The organism is Phaeodactylibacter xiamenensis, assembly GCF_965229835.1.
Classification (GTDB): Bacteria; Bacteroidota; Bacteroidia; order Chitinophagales; family Saprospiraceae; genus Phaeodactylibacter; species Phaeodactylibacter xiamenensis.
In genome coordinates this window covers 7684510-7702097 of the sequence record NZ_OZ245931.1, presented here as the reverse complement: position 1 = coordinate 7702097, position 17588 = coordinate 7684510, and the positions used below count along the sequence as shown (strand labels likewise).

The 17588-nt window shown below is 49.8% G+C and carries 18 protein-coding genes; 15 read left to right on the top strand and 3 right to left on the bottom strand.

Annotated elements, in window-relative coordinates:
- Nucleotides 1-100: 100 nt before the first annotated feature.
- From ACO08I_RS29400 to ACO08I_RS29380, 5 genes are all read left to right on the top strand, one after another.
- On the top strand, nucleotides 101-1105 hold the full coding sequence (locus ACO08I_RS29400) for an aminodeoxychorismate synthase component I (RefSeq protein ID WP_421947979.1): 1005 nt from the start codon (nucleotides 101-103) through the stop codon (nucleotides 1103-1105).
- The gene (locus tag ACO08I_RS29395; protein WP_282783014.1) at nucleotides 1102-1725 is read left to right on the top strand and encodes an aminotransferase class IV; all 624 of its coding nucleotides are present in this window, start codon (nucleotides 1102-1104) and stop codon (nucleotides 1723-1725) included. The genes ACO08I_RS29400 and ACO08I_RS29395 overlap by 4 nt, the downstream gene beginning before the upstream one ends.
- Before the next feature lie 70 nt (nucleotides 1726-1795).
- Nucleotides 1796-3229, top strand: coding sequence for a hypothetical protein (locus ACO08I_RS29390; RefSeq protein ID WP_282783016.1), 1434 nt, complete (start codon nucleotides 1796-1798; stop codon nucleotides 3227-3229).
- Nucleotides 3229-4074 (top strand): mechanosensitive ion channel family protein, encoded by an 846-nt coding sequence (locus tag ACO08I_RS29385; RefSeq protein ID WP_421947978.1) that lies wholly within the window; start codon nucleotides 3229-3231, stop codon nucleotides 4072-4074. Before ACO08I_RS29390 ends, ACO08I_RS29385 begins: the two co-directional genes overlap by 1 nt.
- 277 nt (nucleotides 4075-4351) lie before the next feature.
- Nucleotides 4352-6022 (top strand): formate--tetrahydrofolate ligase, encoded by a 1671-nt coding sequence (locus tag ACO08I_RS29380; protein ID WP_282783018.1) that lies wholly within the window; start codon nucleotides 4352-4354, stop codon nucleotides 6020-6022.
- Between the two features lie 206 nt (nucleotides 6023-6228).
- Here the strand turns inward: ACO08I_RS29380 and ACO08I_RS29375 are convergent, their stop codons facing one another.
- Nucleotides 6229-6480, bottom strand: a complete 252-nt coding sequence (locus ACO08I_RS29375; RefSeq protein ID WP_152605164.1) for a hypothetical protein — start codon at nucleotides 6478-6480, stop codon at nucleotides 6229-6231.
- Nucleotides 6481-6830: 350 nt separating this feature from the next.
- On the opposite strand from ACO08I_RS29375, the gene ACO08I_RS29370 reads away from it, so the two are divergent.
- The 5 genes from ACO08I_RS29370 to ACO08I_RS29350 all read left to right on the top strand — a co-directional run bounded on the left by ACO08I_RS29370 (nucleotide 6831) and on the right by ACO08I_RS29350 (nucleotide 8470).
- On the top strand, nucleotides 6831-7007 hold the full coding sequence (locus ACO08I_RS29370) for a hypothetical protein (protein WP_282783020.1): 177 nt from the start codon (nucleotides 6831-6833) through the stop codon (nucleotides 7005-7007).
- A 13-nt stretch (nucleotides 7008-7020) separates the two neighbouring features.
- Nucleotides 7021-7263 (top strand): cold shock domain-containing protein, encoded by a 243-nt coding sequence (locus ACO08I_RS29365; protein ID WP_282783021.1) that lies wholly within the window; start codon nucleotides 7021-7023, stop codon nucleotides 7261-7263.
- Between the two features lie 48 nt (nucleotides 7264-7311).
- Nucleotides 7312-7527 (top strand): hypothetical protein, encoded by a 216-nt coding sequence (locus tag ACO08I_RS29360; protein WP_282783023.1) that lies wholly within the window; start codon nucleotides 7312-7314, stop codon nucleotides 7525-7527.
- Between the two features lie 294 nt (nucleotides 7528-7821).
- Complete coding sequence (locus ACO08I_RS29355; protein ID WP_282783025.1) at nucleotides 7822-8208, top strand: hypothetical protein; 387 nt, start codon at nucleotides 7822-7824, stop codon at nucleotides 8206-8208.
- 88 nt (nucleotides 8209-8296) lie between these two features.
- Nucleotides 8297-8470 (top strand): hypothetical protein, encoded by a 174-nt coding sequence (locus ACO08I_RS29350; protein WP_160213848.1) that lies wholly within the window; start codon nucleotides 8297-8299, stop codon nucleotides 8468-8470.
- A gap of 54 nt (nucleotides 8471-8524) precedes the next feature.
- On the opposite strand, the gene ACO08I_RS29345 is transcribed toward ACO08I_RS29350, so the two are convergent.
- Nucleotides 8525-9937 carry an alpha/beta hydrolase-fold protein gene (locus ACO08I_RS29345; RefSeq protein WP_282783027.1) on the bottom strand — a complete coding sequence of 471 codons (1413 nt, stop codon included), beginning with the start codon at nucleotides 9935-9937 and terminating at the stop codon, nucleotides 8525-8527.
- 117 nt (nucleotides 9938-10054) lie between these two features.
- On the opposite strand from ACO08I_RS29345, the gene ACO08I_RS29340 reads away from it, so the two are divergent.
- The 5 genes from ACO08I_RS29340 (at nucleotide 10055) to ACO08I_RS29320 (ending at nucleotide 16923) form a co-directional block, all read left to right on the top strand.
- Nucleotides 10055-11335, top strand: a complete 1281-nt coding sequence (locus ACO08I_RS29340; protein ID WP_421947977.1) for an LVIVD repeat-containing protein — start codon at nucleotides 10055-10057, stop codon at nucleotides 11333-11335.
- A gap of 13 nt (nucleotides 11336-11348) precedes the next feature.
- Entirely contained in the window at nucleotides 11349-11942 is a 594-nt protein-coding gene (locus tag ACO08I_RS29335) for a hypothetical protein (RefSeq protein ID WP_282783030.1), read from the top strand.
- A 1-nt stretch (nucleotide 11943) separates the two neighbouring features.
- Nucleotides 11944-12498: an RNA polymerase sigma factor gene (locus tag ACO08I_RS29330; RefSeq protein WP_421947976.1), complete on the top strand. Its 555-nt coding sequence runs from the start codon at nucleotides 11944-11946 to the stop codon at nucleotides 12496-12498.
- A complete protein-coding gene (locus ACO08I_RS29325) occupies nucleotides 12488-13708 on the top strand; it encodes a hypothetical protein (protein WP_421947975.1) in 1221 nt (406 codons plus the stop codon). Before ACO08I_RS29330 ends, ACO08I_RS29325 begins: the two co-directional genes overlap by 11 nt.
- Nucleotides 13709-13881: 173 nt before the next feature.
- Complete coding sequence (locus ACO08I_RS29320) at nucleotides 13882-16923, top strand: ATP-binding protein (protein ID WP_421947974.1); 3042 nt, start codon at nucleotides 13882-13884, stop codon at nucleotides 16921-16923.
- Between the two features lie 18 nt (nucleotides 16924-16941).
- Here the strand turns inward: ACO08I_RS29320 and ACO08I_RS29315 are convergent, their stop codons facing one another.
- A complete protein-coding gene (locus ACO08I_RS29315; protein WP_421947973.1) occupies nucleotides 16942-17550 on the bottom strand; it encodes a YceI family protein in 609 nt (202 codons plus the stop codon).
- Nucleotides 17551-17588: the final 38 nt, after the last annotated feature.

The window sequence follows — 17588 nt, the reverse complement described above, 5'->3', positions numbered from 1 at the left end:
TGGAGCGAAAATAGGAAAAAGTGTACATTTCAACTCTATCCCTCCTGTTGTGTTACTATGGCTGGCACAACCGTCTAACTAAAGGAACCCAAACCGGAACATGACCATAACCACCAACCGGCAAACCGCTCAGCAGCGGATGAATGATCTGGGCAAAGACCGCCGGCCTTTCATTTTTCTGATCGACTTTGAAATGCAACAGCCCGTTGTGCTCCCCCTTGATACCATAGACCCGGAGCAGTTGCAGTTTGCCATTCACAACTATAGGAATGACCAGGGAAGGCCTTCTGCTACAGACTTCCACTTCGAACGCCACCCGGTATCTATTGCACGGTATGCCGCCGCATTCGAACAGGTGCAAAAAGCTTTGCACGATGGCAATACCTACTTGCTCAACCTGGCCTTCCCTACTGCCATTGACACCAACCTGAGCCTGCACGATATTTTCCTGCTTAGCCAGGCGAGTTACCGGATTTGGCTGAAGGGGCAGTTTACCTGCTTTTCCCCGGAGCCTTTTGTACGCATTAGCCGGGGTGGGCGCATCGCTTCCTTCCCTATGAAAGGTACCATTGACGCTACCCTGCCCGGTGCCGAACAACAATTGCTGAGCAATGATAAAGAGCGGGCAGAACATGCCACGATCGTCGATCTCATCCGTAATGACCTGAGTATGGTGGCTAAAAAAGTCCGGGTAAAGCGCTACCGCTACGTAGAGGCTATCACTACACATACGGGAAGTCTTTTGCAGACCAGCACCGAGATTGAAGGGCAGCTGCCGGCCAGTTTCCATCAGCATCTGGGCGACCTGTTTTTCAAACTGCTGCCAGCCGGCTCCATCAGCGGAGCACCAAAGCAGAAGACGGTGGAGATCATCCGGTCAGCGGAAGGGCAGGACCGTGGGTATTACACCGGTGTATGCGGCATTTACGATGGGCAAACGGTAGACAGCGGTGTGATGATCCGTTTTGTGGAAGCTACCCCTGATGGGCTGGTATTCAAAAGTGGCGGAGGGATTACCGCCCGCAGCCGGATGGAAGCGGAGTACGGAGAATTGCTTCAGAAAGCTTATCTGCCCTTTGCCACTGCAGCCGCACCGTTGCTATGAGGCCCCGCCTGCTCGAAACCATCTGCTGCCAAAATGGGCGACTGAAGGGGCTGGCATTTCACCAGGACCGCGTCCGGCGCAGCGCACAGGCCCTTGGCTGGAAGACCTTTCCTGACCTCTATAGCATTACTATCCCTCAGCAAGCTCGAAAAGGGCGCTGCAAGTGCCGGGTGCTCTATCGGGAAAACATCGAAGAAATTGAATTCACACCTTATTATATACGCCCTGTGCAACGGCTGACCTTAATCAAGGCCGACCATATTGACTACGCCTGCAAGTACGAAGACCGGGCGCTGATCAATGCTGCCTTTGCTGAACGCGGAGAAGCCGATGATGTCCTGTTCGTCAGACATGGCTTGCTCACCGATACCTCCTACGCCAATATTGCCCTTTGGGATGGCACCCGCTGGCTGACGCCCAAACAGCCACTGCTTGGAGGTACAAGGCGGGCACAGCTGCTGGAGCAAGACCGCATCTGCATGGCGGATATTTTCGTTACTGACCTACACCAATTTGAAAAACTGGCGTTGTTCAATGCCATGATGGACCTGGAGGAAGGGCCCGTAATTGCAGTGCAGCCAACCAACATTAGACTAAGCAGCCCGTTTACAAAAAAATAACAGCGGGTAGCTTGTTTATCCCATTTTGAAAACCATACCTTACCCGCAAAAAAAAGGAAAAGCACAACGCATGAAGTCCCAACTATTCCACCCCGGACAATTTGAACCGGAAGACCATTGGTATGCTAAAGCCCTGAACGCTACCATCCACCCTATGATCTCTTTTTTTCTCAACCTGAGCCAGGAACGCATCATCAAGCGTTATTGCCACCTCCACCCTATTGTGAGCCCGGATACGCTGCGCAAGCTGCTCAAATACAAACCCAGGTATTTCGTCTGGGCGGGCGCTGACCTCATGCATGTAACGAGTGAGAAGGGCAAACGCCAAATGGTGGTCATTGAGAACAACTCCTGCCCCTCCGGCCAAAAGTCTATGCCCCTGCTTGATGACAATCAGGAGCAGGGTGGCTATCGCCTGCTGATGGAGCGGACCTTCAAACCCCTGACCAAGGCCCGCCGGGGCCCTGCCGGTGAGCTGGCAGTAGTTTATGATAAGAACCCGATGGAAGCTATCGGCTATGCCAAGGCTATGGCTGATGTTTTTCAGGAGCCGGTGCATACTGTAACTTACTACAATAATGACGAAGACCCGGCTGTGCGTTTCAAAGACGGCGTTATGTACGTGCTCGGCACTGATGGGGAATGGCACAAGATCAGAATGGCCTTCCGCTACCTCACCCAAAGCCCATGGAACCGGCTGCCGGTGATGAGCAAAACGCAGATTTTCAACCCTATCGTTGCCTGCCTGGCCGGCGGGCGCAATAAAATGCTGGCCTCCAAAGCCTACGACCTCTTCAATGCCGAACTGGAACAAGCCGGGCTGGAAATCCTGACACCGGAGACCATCTGGGACGTCAGCCTGGAGGAAGTGCCCATCTGGGTGGCTAAGCTGGGCGGGCAGGCTGTGGTCAAAAACCCGTACAGCAACGCCGGACAAGGGGTCTACACCATTGTTAATGAGCAGGAACTGGCAGAGTTCATGAAGCAGGACTTCAAATACTCCCGCTTCATCGTACAGTCGCTTATCGGCAACTACAACTGGAGCTCCACGAGCAGCAAGGGGAAGCTTTACCACATCGGCACTGTGCCCAGCAGTAAAGGCAATGCCTATGTGGCCGACATCCGCATGATGGTGAGCTACACTGCAGAAGGTATCAGGCCCCTGTCTATCTACGCCCGCCGCGCTGCCGAACCACTGGCTGACCATATCGAAGGGGGCACCGACTCCTGGTCCATGCTCGGCACCAACCTTTCCATTAAGGAGGGGTCCAACAGCTGGGGCTCAGATACCAACCGCCTGCTGCTTATGGACCGCCGCGATTTCAACAAGCTCGGTATCGGGCTGGATGACCTGGTGGATGCTTACATCCAAACGGTATTATCGATGATTGCCATCGACAAGATGTCCATACAGCTCTTTAATTCCAAAAACAAATTCCGCACCCGCCTCTTCAAGTCCCTGGATGACGATCAGGCACTACTGGATGAAATCATGCTGTCGTAATGGAGCAACTCAAACCGTATGCGCTTTTTTTAGGGATCATAGCTGCCACCATTGTGCTCGCTGCTATTTTCAGCTGGCTTTTCCGGCGGTTTCTCAAGCGGTCGACCATCATTATCAGGAATGATCCGACCAACTATATTTTTCTGAGACATGCCATCACCGGGCTCATTTATATTGTAGGTATAAGCTGGGCAGTATATACCGTGCCCAATATGCGTGCTATTGCCAATTCGCTGCTGGCTGGCGCTGGCATTTTGGCTGTAGCGGTTGGCTTTGCCTCCCAGCATGCGCTGAGCAACATCATCAGCGGGATATTCATCATTATTTTTAAGCCTTTCCGGGTCAATGACCGGCTCAAATTCCAGTCAGGGCTTCAGGGTGCGGTGGAAGATATCAGCCTAAGGCATGTGGTTATACGGGATTTTGAGAACCGACGTATCCTCATACCCAATTCGGTGATTAGCGAAGAAGTGATTATCAATTCTGATTTTGGGGGTGACTCGATCTGCAAGTGGCTGGAGTTCTCGCTAAGCTATGATACCGACCTGGAGTTGGCCAAGTCCATTCTGACTGAAGAAGCCATGGCCCACCCCAATCTGCTGGACAACCGCTCGGAGGAAGAGAAAGCAGAGGGCTTTCCTGTAGTCAGAATCAGGGTTATTGATTTGGGGGAAAGCGGATTGCGCCTCCGTGCCTACCTTTGGGCAGAAGATAATGCAAGTGCTTTTGCCATGGGGTGCGATGTGATGGAGCGCCTGGTGTCACGATTTAAGGCTGCCGGAATTACCTTCGGGCTGCCACAGCGAGTAGTAAGCATGCGGGAAAACCCAGACTCCGGAGTATAAAAAAACCGCACTCAGACGAGAATGCGGTTCAGCAAATTAATTAGTATGAAAAAACTCTGGTAAATTTAACTCGATAGGCCGGCTTTTGTTTCACTTTTTTAAAATTTTTAATAAAAGATCACACTTAATTAGCAAAGGGCTTACAAATAGTTAACCATTTACCTGTTTTTTCGCTTTTCTGCTGATATATATCATTGAAACAGCCAAAACTAAAGTGGATTATACCTGCCCTTAAACAGGTATGACCTAACCAATACCAAACCAGATAAAACCACACATGAATCGAGACATTGAAATTGCTCAGCAGGCAACGCTTCAGGATATTGGAGCGATTGCCGCCAAACTGGGCGTGCCTGAAGGCAGCCTGGAACGCTACGGCCACCACAAAGCCAAACTCCCCCTCTCCCTGATTGATGCAGAAAAAGCCAGGCAAAGCAACCTTATCCTGGTAACGGCCATTTCCCCAACGCCCGCTGGAGAGGGCAAAACCACTGTATCTATCGGGCTGAGCCAGGGGCTGCAAAAGATCGGGAAGAAAACAGTGGTGGTGCTTCGGGAGCCCTCCCTGGGCCCGGTTTTCGGCATCAAAGGGGGTGCTGCCGGCGGCGGGCAGTCGCAAGTACTGCCCATGGAGGACATCAACCTCCACTTTACAGGTGACTTTAGCGCTATTGAGAAGGCCCACAACCTGTTGGCCGCCCTCATTGACAACAACATCCAAAGCAAACAGGGCAATCTGGGCATTGACCCAAGGACTGTGCTCTGGAAACGGGTTATGGACATGAACGACCGCGCCCTCCGCCAAGTCATCGTCGGGCTGGGCGGCACGGGCAACGGACTGCCCCGGGAGACTGGCTTTGATATCACTGCCGCCTCAGAAATCATGGCGATCCTGTGCCTGTGTGAGAACCGCACTGATTTAAAAACGCGCCTTGGCAATATATTCATTGGCTTCACTTATGACCGGAAACCGGTGTATGCCCGTGACCTTGGTGCGCAGGGCGCGATGGCAGCACTGCTTAAGGACGCCATCAAGCCTAATCTGGTACAGGCCCTGGAAGGCGTACCTGCCATCCTCCACGGTGGCCCTTTTGCCAATATCGCACAGGGGACCAACTCTGTTATGGCTACACGAATGGGGCTGAGCCTGGCGGACTACGCCGTCACAGAAGCGGGCTTTGGGGCCGACCTGGGCGCTGAGAAATTTCTGGATATCAAATGTCAAAGCGCCGGCTTATCGCCAAAAGCAGCAGTGCTTGTCGCTACCATCCGGGCTTTAAAATATCACGGTGGCGTAAGCCTTGACGACCTGAAGAACCCCGATCCTGAAGCGGTTAGAAAAGGTATGCCCAATCTTGAGAAGCACCTGGAAAACCTACAGCAGTTCGGCCTGCCGGTCGTGGTGGCCATCAACCGGTTTGTTTACGATAGCGAGGAAGAGCTCGCCACGGTGGAAGCCGCCTGCGCAGAAAAAGGCGTTAAGGTGGCCCGGTCTGATGGCTGGGCTAATGGAGGCGAAGGGACCCGCGCACTAGCGGAAGCAGTGGTGGAACTTACAGAAAACGGCAATACCCGGTTCAAGCCTTTATACGAATGGAATATGCCCGTAAAGGAAAAAATCAAGACCATTGCCACAACAATTTACGGCGCTGCTGATGTAGCCTACAGCCGGGAAGCAGAGCGCGATTTGCGGCGGATCCGAAAACTTGAGCTGGAAGGCTTACCAGTTTGTATAGCCAAAACGCAAAAATCTTTGTCGGATGACCCCAAACTAACAGGACGTCCTGAAGGCTTCACCCTTCATATACGAGGCATCGAAATAGCTGCCGGTGCCGGCTTCCTGGTGCCGCTTAGCGGAAATATGATGCGCATGCCAGGCCTGCCCGCATCGCCTGCCGCCCTGAATATTGATATTGATGATGAAGGGGTGATTTCTGGCTTGTTCTAGCAGGCCATCAAGCTTAATTCATGGGTTGAGCCTTAACAGACCACTAGCAGCCTGTCGGAGATGTGCTGATGCGGCGAGAGCGAGCAAATATTGTTCTGAACAAGGCGCGAAGAAGGAACATAGCCTGAGCTACGTGACTGATGAGCAACGAAGTGCAGAATAATATTTGCCGTTCGCAGACCATTGAGCGCCTCTCCGACAGGCTGCTAGTCCTGATCCTTGTCGATGAGGTGGTCTTCCAACGGCAGCCCATGCCGGAGCAGTTGCAGCCGGTCCTGGCATTTCTCACAATTACCCAAGTGAGTAATCAGGTGACGATGCGGCTCACTGCCCGGTCTTAATTTCCCACGCCAAAAGGCTGTGAGCACCTCATTCGATGGGCATTCATATACCCGGAGAATTTGCCGTACCGCCCGGTAAACGATGTAAGCCGCAATGAGAAGGAATATTGTAAACATCAGCACTTTATTGGCCCGAAAGATAAATAGAATCGTATCCTTATGCTTTCCAGGACGTAAAATAACGGGCAAAGTTTTACGCTGTTTTGCCTGCCAGGCAAAAAACCCAAAACTTTCAAAATTGAACTATTTATTTGGGAAAGCCGTTTCTTATAATGTAGCAAGTTGTTTAAAAGTTTGTATTTAATTCGGGTTTTCTTGTATTTCCCCTCTAATCGCCTGATAACCAATTCAATCGAATTTTCTTTCGGAGGTTTTTTTTGATAGCGGAGGAACTCCCTGATAAACGCTGGAAAATCTATGTTGCTACATCCAAAACAGGAAAACACATTAACCAGGAAAAAAATTTCATGGCAAAAATTAAAACCCGCAGGGTGCAAGTTATCGAAGCCGGCGCGAAATATGTTACATTGCTCTTTCTCGATCAGCATTGCCAGATTCAGCTGCCCAGACTAACCTTTCTTCACCGGAAAGAGATGGGGCTGTATGAAATTTTGAATCCTGAATTCATGAAACCTGCAGTATAAAACCAAGAATACCATGTGGTTAAAGAAAGTTGTGACCTACTTCACTGGAGAGGACGAATCATTTGAAAAGAAAGGCAAAGTCAAGTTTTTTAACCGCAAGCGCGGCTATGGCTTCATAGAGCCCGAAAATATGGATAGAGATGTGTTCGTCCACGTCACCAGTCTTGAAGACAAGATTTCAAAAGGCGACGAAGTAGCCTTCGAGGTTGAAGCCAGTGATAAGGGACTGGAAGCTCGTAAAGTCCGGTTGATTTAGTATCCGGTCGCTTTGGATTCATTCTATTTTATTCACTAAACTATTACTATGAAATTGCGTAAGAACTTTGCAATGGGTAAAGGCAAGTACTACTTTACGATAAAATCTGTCCCCAACAATATTACCATTTTCAGAAAATCAAAAGACGCTGCTATTTCTACTTTCAAGAAGTATCAGAAAGCAGGAAAGGAAATCGAGTGGCTTGGCAAATGGGATGGCAAAAAATTTGTGGAGAATTCCATGCCCGCTGGCCTGGCTTCCTGATTTGCCCGGATAGAAAGCAAAGCCCAAGCGGCTACAGTTGTTCCCGGTCAGTTCCGTTTATTGACGTCTTTTAAGTGCAAACATTTGCGCGGATCAGTCTTACAGCCCGTGCTGACCAAACATTAATCTGCTTTTTTGAAACTTGCGCCCCTGGCATTCAGTATACTAATCATGAATCCTGGTCGCCACTCGAAATAAAGTTTTGCCTATTCTATCGCACTTCATACCTCTTCCCTGGTTTTATCAGGGAAGGCGCAATTAGATATTGTTCCAATAATTAAAAGCCTCCATGATATGGTTACGTCTGAGAAAGATGAAAAAGTTTACGAAAAGGCTATTACCTGGGTCAGGCAAAGAGGTTACTCCAAAGTAAAAGCCAACGTAGAAGACGAGGAAATCGACAAGCCCACGTCTTTCAAGCAGCCCCCCTCCTCCCCCGATGAGGAAGAGTCGTATATCACTCCTGATATTACCGCAGTGATGCGGGGCAACAAATGCTACTTTGAAATCGCCATGAAATCAGACCAAAAACAAGACCTCATCACTAAATGGAAACTGCTTGACCGGCTGGCTTCAATCAAAGAGGGAAAGTTCTTCCTCTTTACACCGCATGGGCACCGTGCTTTTGCAGACCGGCTGGTAAAACAACATGATATTAACGCCACCCTGATTAACATCTAGGTGTGCCTTTATTTGACCATAAAACGGTAGCCGTTTACCCGAACTTACCGGACAACTACTTTCTTCAACATTTTAATCGACAGCTATTATGATAGATCGCAGCATCAAAGTCAAAGTACTCAAGGAAACGTCTAAAACCGTTACGGTACAACTAACGACTTTAAATAGAAAAATGCCCGTGCCTCGAAAAGAATTCGAAAAGCGTGTAAAAAATGGTCTGTACGAAGTTATCGGTGGTTACGAAGTAGAAGCTGAAGAATAGACTTTGTTACGGACTAACCGCATTCCGACCACAAAGGAATCATAGTTCGTAAGCTTACTTTTGCACCATCAGGCGCTTCATACCTAAACTGTGCCCGCTTTTAAGATAAAAGCCTATCAGGTAGGTAGCAGGCGGCAATCCGGTAAGGCTCATTCGCTGGCCATCAGGCTGAATGAGCCTTACTAGTTTACCCTCTGCTGTAAAAACCCTGCACTGAAGCCCCGGCTTTTCTTCCGGCAGCTCGATATATACAGTATCTCCGCCCGGGTTCGGAAATACCTCCACACCTTTCATGAAATCGCGGGCATCTTCACTTACGCCGGTGGTCAAATTGCCAAACAACCACTCATAGGCAGCGGGGAATTCTCTTTTCCAGTACCATTCAGCATGTGTACCATCCGGATGCCCTACAGCAACAATCTCGCTTTCCTCAAACCCCGCAGCCAGTAGCTCCTGCTTCATAGCCATCATATCAGCCACCTGTTGCCCGTTTGACCCTTCCTGGGCTCCGGCAATCATATATATCCGCATATCCTCCTGTTTCCCCCGGTCGCCTACATGGTCATAGCACGCTTCAGCAAACCAGAAAGAAGCAGAAAAAATCCCCGCTTTGCTAAATATATCCTGATGCTCTATCGCAGCATAGAGTGAAATCAGGCCGCCCATGCTCGACCCCATAATACCCGTGTGGGCCCGCCCCGGAAGCGTCCGGTAGTTTTCGTCTATGTGGGGCTTAAGTGTTTCCACGATAAAATCCACATAGGCTTCTCCTTCGCCCCCACCATAACTTGGGTTCACCCATGGGCTATACTCGTCTAACCGGGCGGCCCCGCCGTTGTCAATGCCTACTACGATTACGCCGTCATCCCCGTTTTCGAACAGGGCGTTCAGAGATTCATCCACTTCCCATTCTCCGAAGGCTGCAGTAGCGGCATCAAAGAGGTTCTGGCCATCGTGCATATAAAGGACCGGATAGTCCGTTGTGGAGGTCGTGTAATCCGGTGGCAGATAAACCCAAATACGACGGTTGCGGTCCAGCTGAGGCATATAAAAGTCTTCCGCAACCACAGTAACATTATCAGCGGCAGTGGAACTTCCCGGGCTGTCTCCTTCCCAGGATACAATTTCCAGATCGACCTCCAACTGCCCCCCGCCGTACTCCAAAGTCCGGTTGGGCAGAAAACCGCCATCCGCATTGCCTTCCACCGTTGCCCAGCTACCCCGGGTAAATTTGAACGTCAGAGTGCCCGGATCAGGCTCAAAAGTGAGGGTGTAAGTACCATCCGCAGCTGCAGTAAAGGCATAATCCGAGCTGCCTTCCTCCCAACCATTAAAGTTGCCTGCCGCATAAAGGACCGCCCCGTCCGGCGTATTAGCTGGTACACTCGTGATATTGAAAGTCACCTGAGCCAGTGCCGTTATCCCGAAAGCAATCCAAATGAACGTAGACAGAATGATTTGCCTCATCTTTTTTTTACACAAATATAGGGCTTTAACCCAACCCTCCCCGCTTTATCCAACGTCTGGCTTTGTGAGAAGTCATCGGGAATAGATTATCTCTAAACTTTTCACAAATTTACCTTTATGAAAACGATCCCGACTTTCTATTATCACCTGATTGGCCTGCTGAGCCTTGCGCTGGCTTTGCCTTCCTGTATACAGGATACTTGTGAGGCCACCACCACCTTCCAGGCTTATGAACCGGTTTACGTGAAACCCGCTGACTTCCGCCACGCTATAGAATTTGAAGCACCCAAAGACCTGGAGAACCCTGGCAAAATTTATGTTTACCAGGATATCCTCCTGATTAATGAGCGTGGTGCAGGCATACACCTGATTGACAACAGCAATCCGGAAGCCCCCCAACCCTTTGGGTTCCTGAATATTCCGGGCAATGTGGATATGGCAGTGCGTGGCAATATGATCTACGCTGACAACTATGTAGACCTGGTCGCCATTGACATTACCAATCCCAACAGCCCGGTTTTTGCCGGGCGGACCGAAGAAGCCATTCCCAGCCATAGCTTTGACGAAGAGCAAGGCTATTTGGTCCGGTACGAGGAGGTGCCAATGACGGAGGAGGTAGACTGTGACTCGTATACCGGTAATTCCTTTTGGAGAGACGGCACTTTATTCATCGATGTGGCGGCAGGCGGTGTGGCGCAGGATTTCGCCAATGAATCCGCCGGACAAGCGCAGGACGTAGGTGTTGGAGGCTCTATGGCAAGATTCACCCTCGCCCAGGACCACCTGTATGTGGTGGACGAACACCGGCTGCATGTATTTGGCTTGTCCGCCACCCCTGAGCCTGAAAAGATCAATGTAGTCGATATAGGCTGGGGTATTGAGACCATTTTCCCTTACGGAGATAAGCTATTCATTGGTGCTGCCAACGGTATGTATATTTTTGACAACAGTGTGCCTACTGCTCCGGAGCAGCTATCGGTATTCCGCCACGCAACAGCTTGCGACCCTGTTTTTGTAGATGGGAATATTGCCTACGTGACGCTCCGGAACGGCACGGAGTGTGAGACTTTTACCAATCAGCTCGATGTGGTGGATGTCACCAACCTAACAGACCCGGTACTGATCAACAGCTTTAGCATGCACAACCCACATGGATTGTCTAAGCTCCATAACGCCCTGTATATCTGTGAGAACGAACAAGGCGTAAAGATTTTTGATGCCACCGACCCGGCAACGGTTGGCAACGAGCAAATTGGAAAAATGACAGGATTCCAGGCTTATGATATTATTACGCTGCAAGGCAATTTAGCGATAGTCATAGGCGACAATGGTTTATACCAATACGATATTAGCAATCCGGAGGCACCACGCCGTTTGAGCAACCTTTTATCGCTGTAATATGGCACAGTATATGAAAGCATGGGCTTTTGCCGTATTTACAGTCTTGGTGCTGCTACTGCCGGGCACAGTTGAGGCACAGCAGGATACTGAAAGCATATTCGAGCCCGGGTGGGCGCATGAAGTGCACTACGGCAGCCTGATCGGGTCTTCAGATTCAGAAATACAAGCCGGTGCCTCCCTGCAATACATTGGCACCTACCGGATAAAACGTTATCTTGGGATAGGTGGAGGAGTTGGGGCACAAAGCTATCAGTTCAACAGTGGCTACAGCTACTTCCCCTTTTGGGCTGTTTGCAAGCTTTATGACCCTTCTCAAACTGGTGTGCAGCCCTATTTGCAGTTTGCCGCAGGTTATGGAGCAGCGCTTAACCGGAGGGATGAGGAGACTTTGCTGGTTGATGCAACAGGAGGCTTTAATGCTCACGGGGCGATAGGCCTGGAAGTACCCATTCGGCAGGAACTTGGACTGTTGTTGAGTCTGGGCTATCAGTTTCAGTCGGCTCAGTCAACATTTGACCATTTTGGCTGGTGGTGGGGAGACCGGCAGACTACGCAGGAATGGAAGTTCCGGCGTATACAACTTCAAATTGGAGTTAAATTTTAGTATGGCAAAGGACGCATCCGCATATACTGACGAAGAGCTGGTGGAAGGCTGCCTGAAGAACAGGCGTCTTGCTCAGGAGATGCTCTACCGCAAGTACTTCAAGAGTATGATGCGGATGTGCCTGCGATATACTCAGGATAAAACCGCTGCGCTGGAAATCCTGAATGCGGGGTTTCTCAGGGTTTTTAAAAAGCTGGAAAAGTACTCCTTTAACGGGTCGCTGGAAGGCTGGATCCGGAGGCTGGTGTTCCACAGCCTGTCAGATCACTTCAAAAAGCACAACAATCAGATTCATTTTCTCGATCTGGAAGACCGGGATGGGCCTGCACCTGATAATGCGCTAAGCCAGTTATACCTGGAGGATATTCTTAAGCTGGTGTCTTATTTACCGGATGCCACGAGAGAAGTTTTTTACCTCTACGCTATTGAAGGCTATACGCATGTGGAAATAGGGAAGCAGCTGGGCATCAGCACCGGCACTTCAAAATGGCACCTTTCCAATGCCAGGCAAAAACTGAAACAATTAATCAGAACGCATTACAACCATGCAGGATAATTTTACACCAGATATTGACCCGGACTGGGTGGAAGAGGGCTGGTCAGGCATGCGGCAAATGCTGGACCAGGAAATGCCCGTTCAACAGCGCCGCCCGTTTGTATGGGTATGGTGGAGTGCTGCACTGCTGGCTATTGGCATAGGCACAGGTTGGCTGCTCAATGATTTTGCCGGTCGCCACACAGTCATCGGGCAGTTGCCGGTCCCTTCCGAATGGGCAAGGGCCAGCCAAAACCCGGAACACTCACCGTTGGAGCAGGAAGCAAACGCTACTGGTCAGGGTGACTCCTCGCCGATTGCAGGCAATACTCCCCCAATAGCAGGAGCAGCTCATTACCCTAATGCGGCTTTGAACACTTCCCCAATTCCCCGCCCCGTAAAACAGTCTGAGCCTAATGCGAAGGTTCAGTATAGACAGACAGCAAGTGCAACGACATCCATAGAGCAGGAAAGGCCACTTGCGCTCTCCCCTGCACTTACTGCTATTCCCCCGCTGAACGCTCTTGCAGCACTCAGCCCTGAACCATTGGAAAAACAAAGCTTTCCGTCGCTGCCCGAACAGCCAAAAACCACTTTGGCTACAACTTCCCCCTGGCAGCCCGGGCTTTTCATAAGCGGGCTCTTCGTGCCAGAACAAGGCAGCACAGGGTATGAAGCAGGGGTTTTTCTTGCCTGGGAGCCTAACCAATCAAGATGGTACAGCCGCTTTAGCATGAGCTACCTCCGCTTAGGGATGAATCAGCAACTGGATCAACGGCAGTTTGCGCTTTCCAACAGTCGCTTCTCCAACAACCCGGCTGTGGTCAGCATGGCTACAAAGGTGGAAGTTGCACACTTCGCTAACACAGCCCTACGTGCCGGCTATCAAATCACTCCTGGGCTGGGGTTGGAAGGTGGCTTCTTCATGGCCTACCTCACCAGCGCACAAAAGGTTAATCTGTGGGCTGGCACAGGGGCACCGGACAATAGCGGCGGAACGGACGGGAGCGAGGCCAGCCTTCCTGCTTTCAATATTACCAACCGATCTCAATCCGTAACAGGGTTAAGCCGCTGGAGTACAGGATGGACAGCTGGTTTACGGTATAATTTAAGTGACAATTTTTTCACTACCCTTAACTACAGCGCCCCTGTAACGGGCTTTCCAGCAACTGGCAATCAAAAAACAATCTTAAACCCAACCATTGCCCTGTCACTATTTGGCAGCTTCTGAAGGGCCAGTTAACATTTTTTTTAGTAGCTTTTGACCCTGAATTTCAGAGTCATTGACAGGAACGAATCATGTCTAAGCTAAAAAAAGGTGATTGCCTGCTCAGGTGTGTTCTTTTTTTTGCGCTTTTTTCGAATTGCTGCCTTCTTCATAGCCAGATCAGTGAAGAGCAACTTGTGCATTTTGATATTGAGGACGGGCTGCCTTCTAAAGTAATCTATGGCGTTGAGCAAGACAGTTCCGGATTCATCTGGGTTTCCACCGATGTTGGCCTCTCCTACTTTGATGGGGTTGAATTTCACACGCTGACCACAAAGGACGGACTGCCGAGTAATGACGTAATTGGCACTGACTATGTGGACCACCGGCTTTGGGTAAACACCCTTGGCCACCTCTCCTACCTCACCCCTGACTTTAAGGTCCAAATTGCCCCTATTTCTTCCTCTACCTTTTCCTCCTACATTGACCATCAGTTTGTAAAAACGGAAAGTGCGCTTTGGATCAGCCGTTCAAATGACCTTTTCAGGCTCAACGATGCCCTGGACACTATGCCTGTGGCCCCGGAACTCCTCCGGGAAGATAGCACCTATTATTGGGTCTTCGAACATCAGGATCAACCCTGGATGGTTAGAAAAAAGAAAGGGTACAGAACAGAGCTGCTCCAAATAGCCGGTAATCAAGTCAACACCTGCTTCGAAGTTGGCGACCCAAGTGATGATGTGTTTTACTTCTACTATGCCTCAAGAGGCCCTCTGCTTTATTGCCACTTTAACGGCAATGTATTGGTCATCAATACGGAGACCGAAACGGCGAAGGAGATAATTCAGGGGCGGGACCTCAACAGCCACATCCGGCTGAAAGACAACAACCTATGGATAATACAGCCGAGAAATGGTATTGAAGTGTATGCCATTCAGGGCGATACTGCGGCGGTTTACCAGCAAACACTTTTAAAAGGCCTGCAACCTTCCAGTGTTCTATTGGACAAAGAAGGCAATGCCTGGATCGCTACGCTCGGAAACGGGCTCTACTTTTTGCCCCGGCAAGCCAGTGCAATTCAGGTGGTGCGCAAAGCAAATGGCCTTACAGAAAATACGATCAACAGTATATTAGCTACCGATCAGTACCTGGTTGCCGGCAACCGTAGTAACATCCTTGAATTCTTCACATCCGACAGCTCCGGCAAGGTAGCAGTAACGGGCAGGAAAACCCTGGAGGACCAACCTGGCTTTCATATCACCAACCGGGTTCTAAAAATTGTCATGCCCCTTCCAGGCCATTACTTTCTGGCTACCGATATCGGCTTGATTTACTACGGCCAAAACAGGGAGCAGCTCCTACTTCAGGAGGCCATCAAAAACCTGGATATTGGCCTCAATGGAGACCTCATTATTTCCAGTCATAAAGGCATAAGGAAGATAGCGGCAGCTGACCTTGCCCAAATAGACCAAATGACTGCTCCGTGGGAGATGTTCAATAAAAAAGCTGTAAAAATCGAGTCGGTTTTCCCCGGCCGGTCCTACGCCAGCACAGTAGACCATGGCGGGACAATCTGGGCCCATACCATTACCAATGGCTTAATGCAAATCACTCCAACAGATACTATTTTCTGGAAAAACCGCCACCCTGTTTTTTCCAGTCAGATCACAGACTTCGAAATCCTGGCAGACAGTACGGTTTGTGCCAGCACCAGAGGAGACGGGCTGGTCCTGATCAAAAACAACGAATACCGGATACTCAATCAAGATAGCCTGCTGGCCAGTGACTTCATTAATGTCCTCTACCAGGACCCGCACGGAAGCCTTTGGATTGGAACGAATAAAGGGCTTACCAATTGGATTGCACCCTCTTTTGATGGGCCCCGCGCCCAACTCGTGACTTACAGTACGTCCGACGGATTATTGTCCAACAGCATCAATGATATTGCACTATGGCAGGGACAGGTATTCATTGCGACTAATGAGGGCGTAATGTACTTTAAGCCCAGCGAAATCATCAATGCTTCACAATCTCCTAAATTGGTGCTTTACCCGCCGGCAGTAAATGACACTATGGTAATTAAGGCTGCTGTGGCCAGTCTAGCCCCGAATGAAAACAATATCCAATTCAGGTTCGCATCTCTGAATTTCCAGGACCGCCAAACCATCACCTTTCAGTACCGTCTAAAGGGGCTGAACGAGGAATGGGCTTCTACGAAAACCCCAGAGGCGAGGTATGCAGGTTTGCAGCCCGGAAGCTATACTTTTGAGCTCAGGGCCCTTACTGACAAAGGTCAGGTCAGCTACCTTTCCACCCCTTTCCACTTCAAGATCAACCGTCCTTTTACTCAGTCGCTAACCTTTTACTGGCTGCTTTTCATAGGTGCTTTGGCAGTGATGCTGCTTGTTCTCCAAAGTTTCAACCGAAAGGCTAAAAACCGGGAACTCAATCAGCTGGTAAAAGAAAAGACCAAAGCCCTGAAGGAGCAAAACCAGGCACTGGAAGCTTCAAACGCCAAGCTTAGGCGGTCCAATCAGGAGCTCAACCAGTTTGCTTATGTAGCCGCCCACGACCTGAAGTCGCCTCTGCGCAATATTTCAAGCTTCGTGCAGCTGCTGCGCCGCCGTGCCTATGACAAGCTGAACCAGGAAGAGCTGGAGTTTATTGACTTTGCAGTGAAGGGGACGCAGCAACTGGAGCGGCTTATCGATGACTTGCAGGCCTACTCCCAAATTACCGCATACTCCGGGCAGCGAAGTTGGAATACCCTGAAAGACCTGGTTGAACATGCCATTGGGCAAATCCCGGACCTGCAAAAAGAAAACCACGTAAGCCTGCTGATTCCAAACCACAAAATCTGGATCAACACCCGCAACGGGCAGTTGCTATTCTATCATCTGCTATCTAACGCCTCAAAATTCCGGCATCCGGATCGCAAGCTGCTTATTCGCATAGGAAACATTAAAAAAGATGGAAACCTTTGTATCTACGTTGAGGATAATGGTATAGGCATCCATCCACAGTATCAGGAAAAAATCTTTAAGATATTCCAGCGCCTGCATACCAGCCTTGAATACCCAGGTACCGGTATTGGCCTTGCGATCTGCAAGAAAATCATTGAAGAGGAAAATGGCCATATCGGGCTGTCCTCAGAGGAGGGGAAAGGCGCTACCTTCCTCTTCACCTGCCGCATAACCGAAGAAAGGGAAGCAGCTCTCGCTACTCCCCTTTCTAATTGACGATCATTTCTGATCCGATTACTTATTCACAACAAGGTTTACCTGCAGGTCAAACTCATCGTAAATCGTCTTATCTCCCAGGTTGTCAAAGAAGCTGCCTGAACCATAACGAACATTGAATTCAGAGCGGTCAACTACAACTTCAGCAACTGCTTTCGCCTTGTCGCCCATATCTTCCAGGTTGGCCTGGAACTTAATTTCCTTGGTAATATCTTTAATGGTCAGATCACCAACAATTTTGTACTCGCCTGGCTTACCACGAGATACCACCTGAGTAATGTTGAATGAAGCAGTTGGGAACTTGTCCACACTGAAAAAGTCATCAGACTTAAGGTGCCCCATTAATTTTTCGTTCCACTCTCCTTCCAAATCGGTATTCGTCATGGAGGTCATATCGATCACGAAACTGCCACCAGTTAGCATATCGCCGTCGAATTCCAACTCGCCAGACTTCAGCTGAATGTTGCCGGTGTGGGAGCCAGTCACTTTGTAGCCGTTCCATACGATGTTGCTTTCCGCAACGCTTACCGTGCGGCGTTCTTTTTCGCCTTCAACAGGATTAGTAAAGCTCATGCCGATCATCGCTACAGCTGCCAGCATAACAGAGAAAATACTTGCCTTTTTCATAATGGTTTGGTTTGATTGTTTTTTATGGAAAGGGTAAC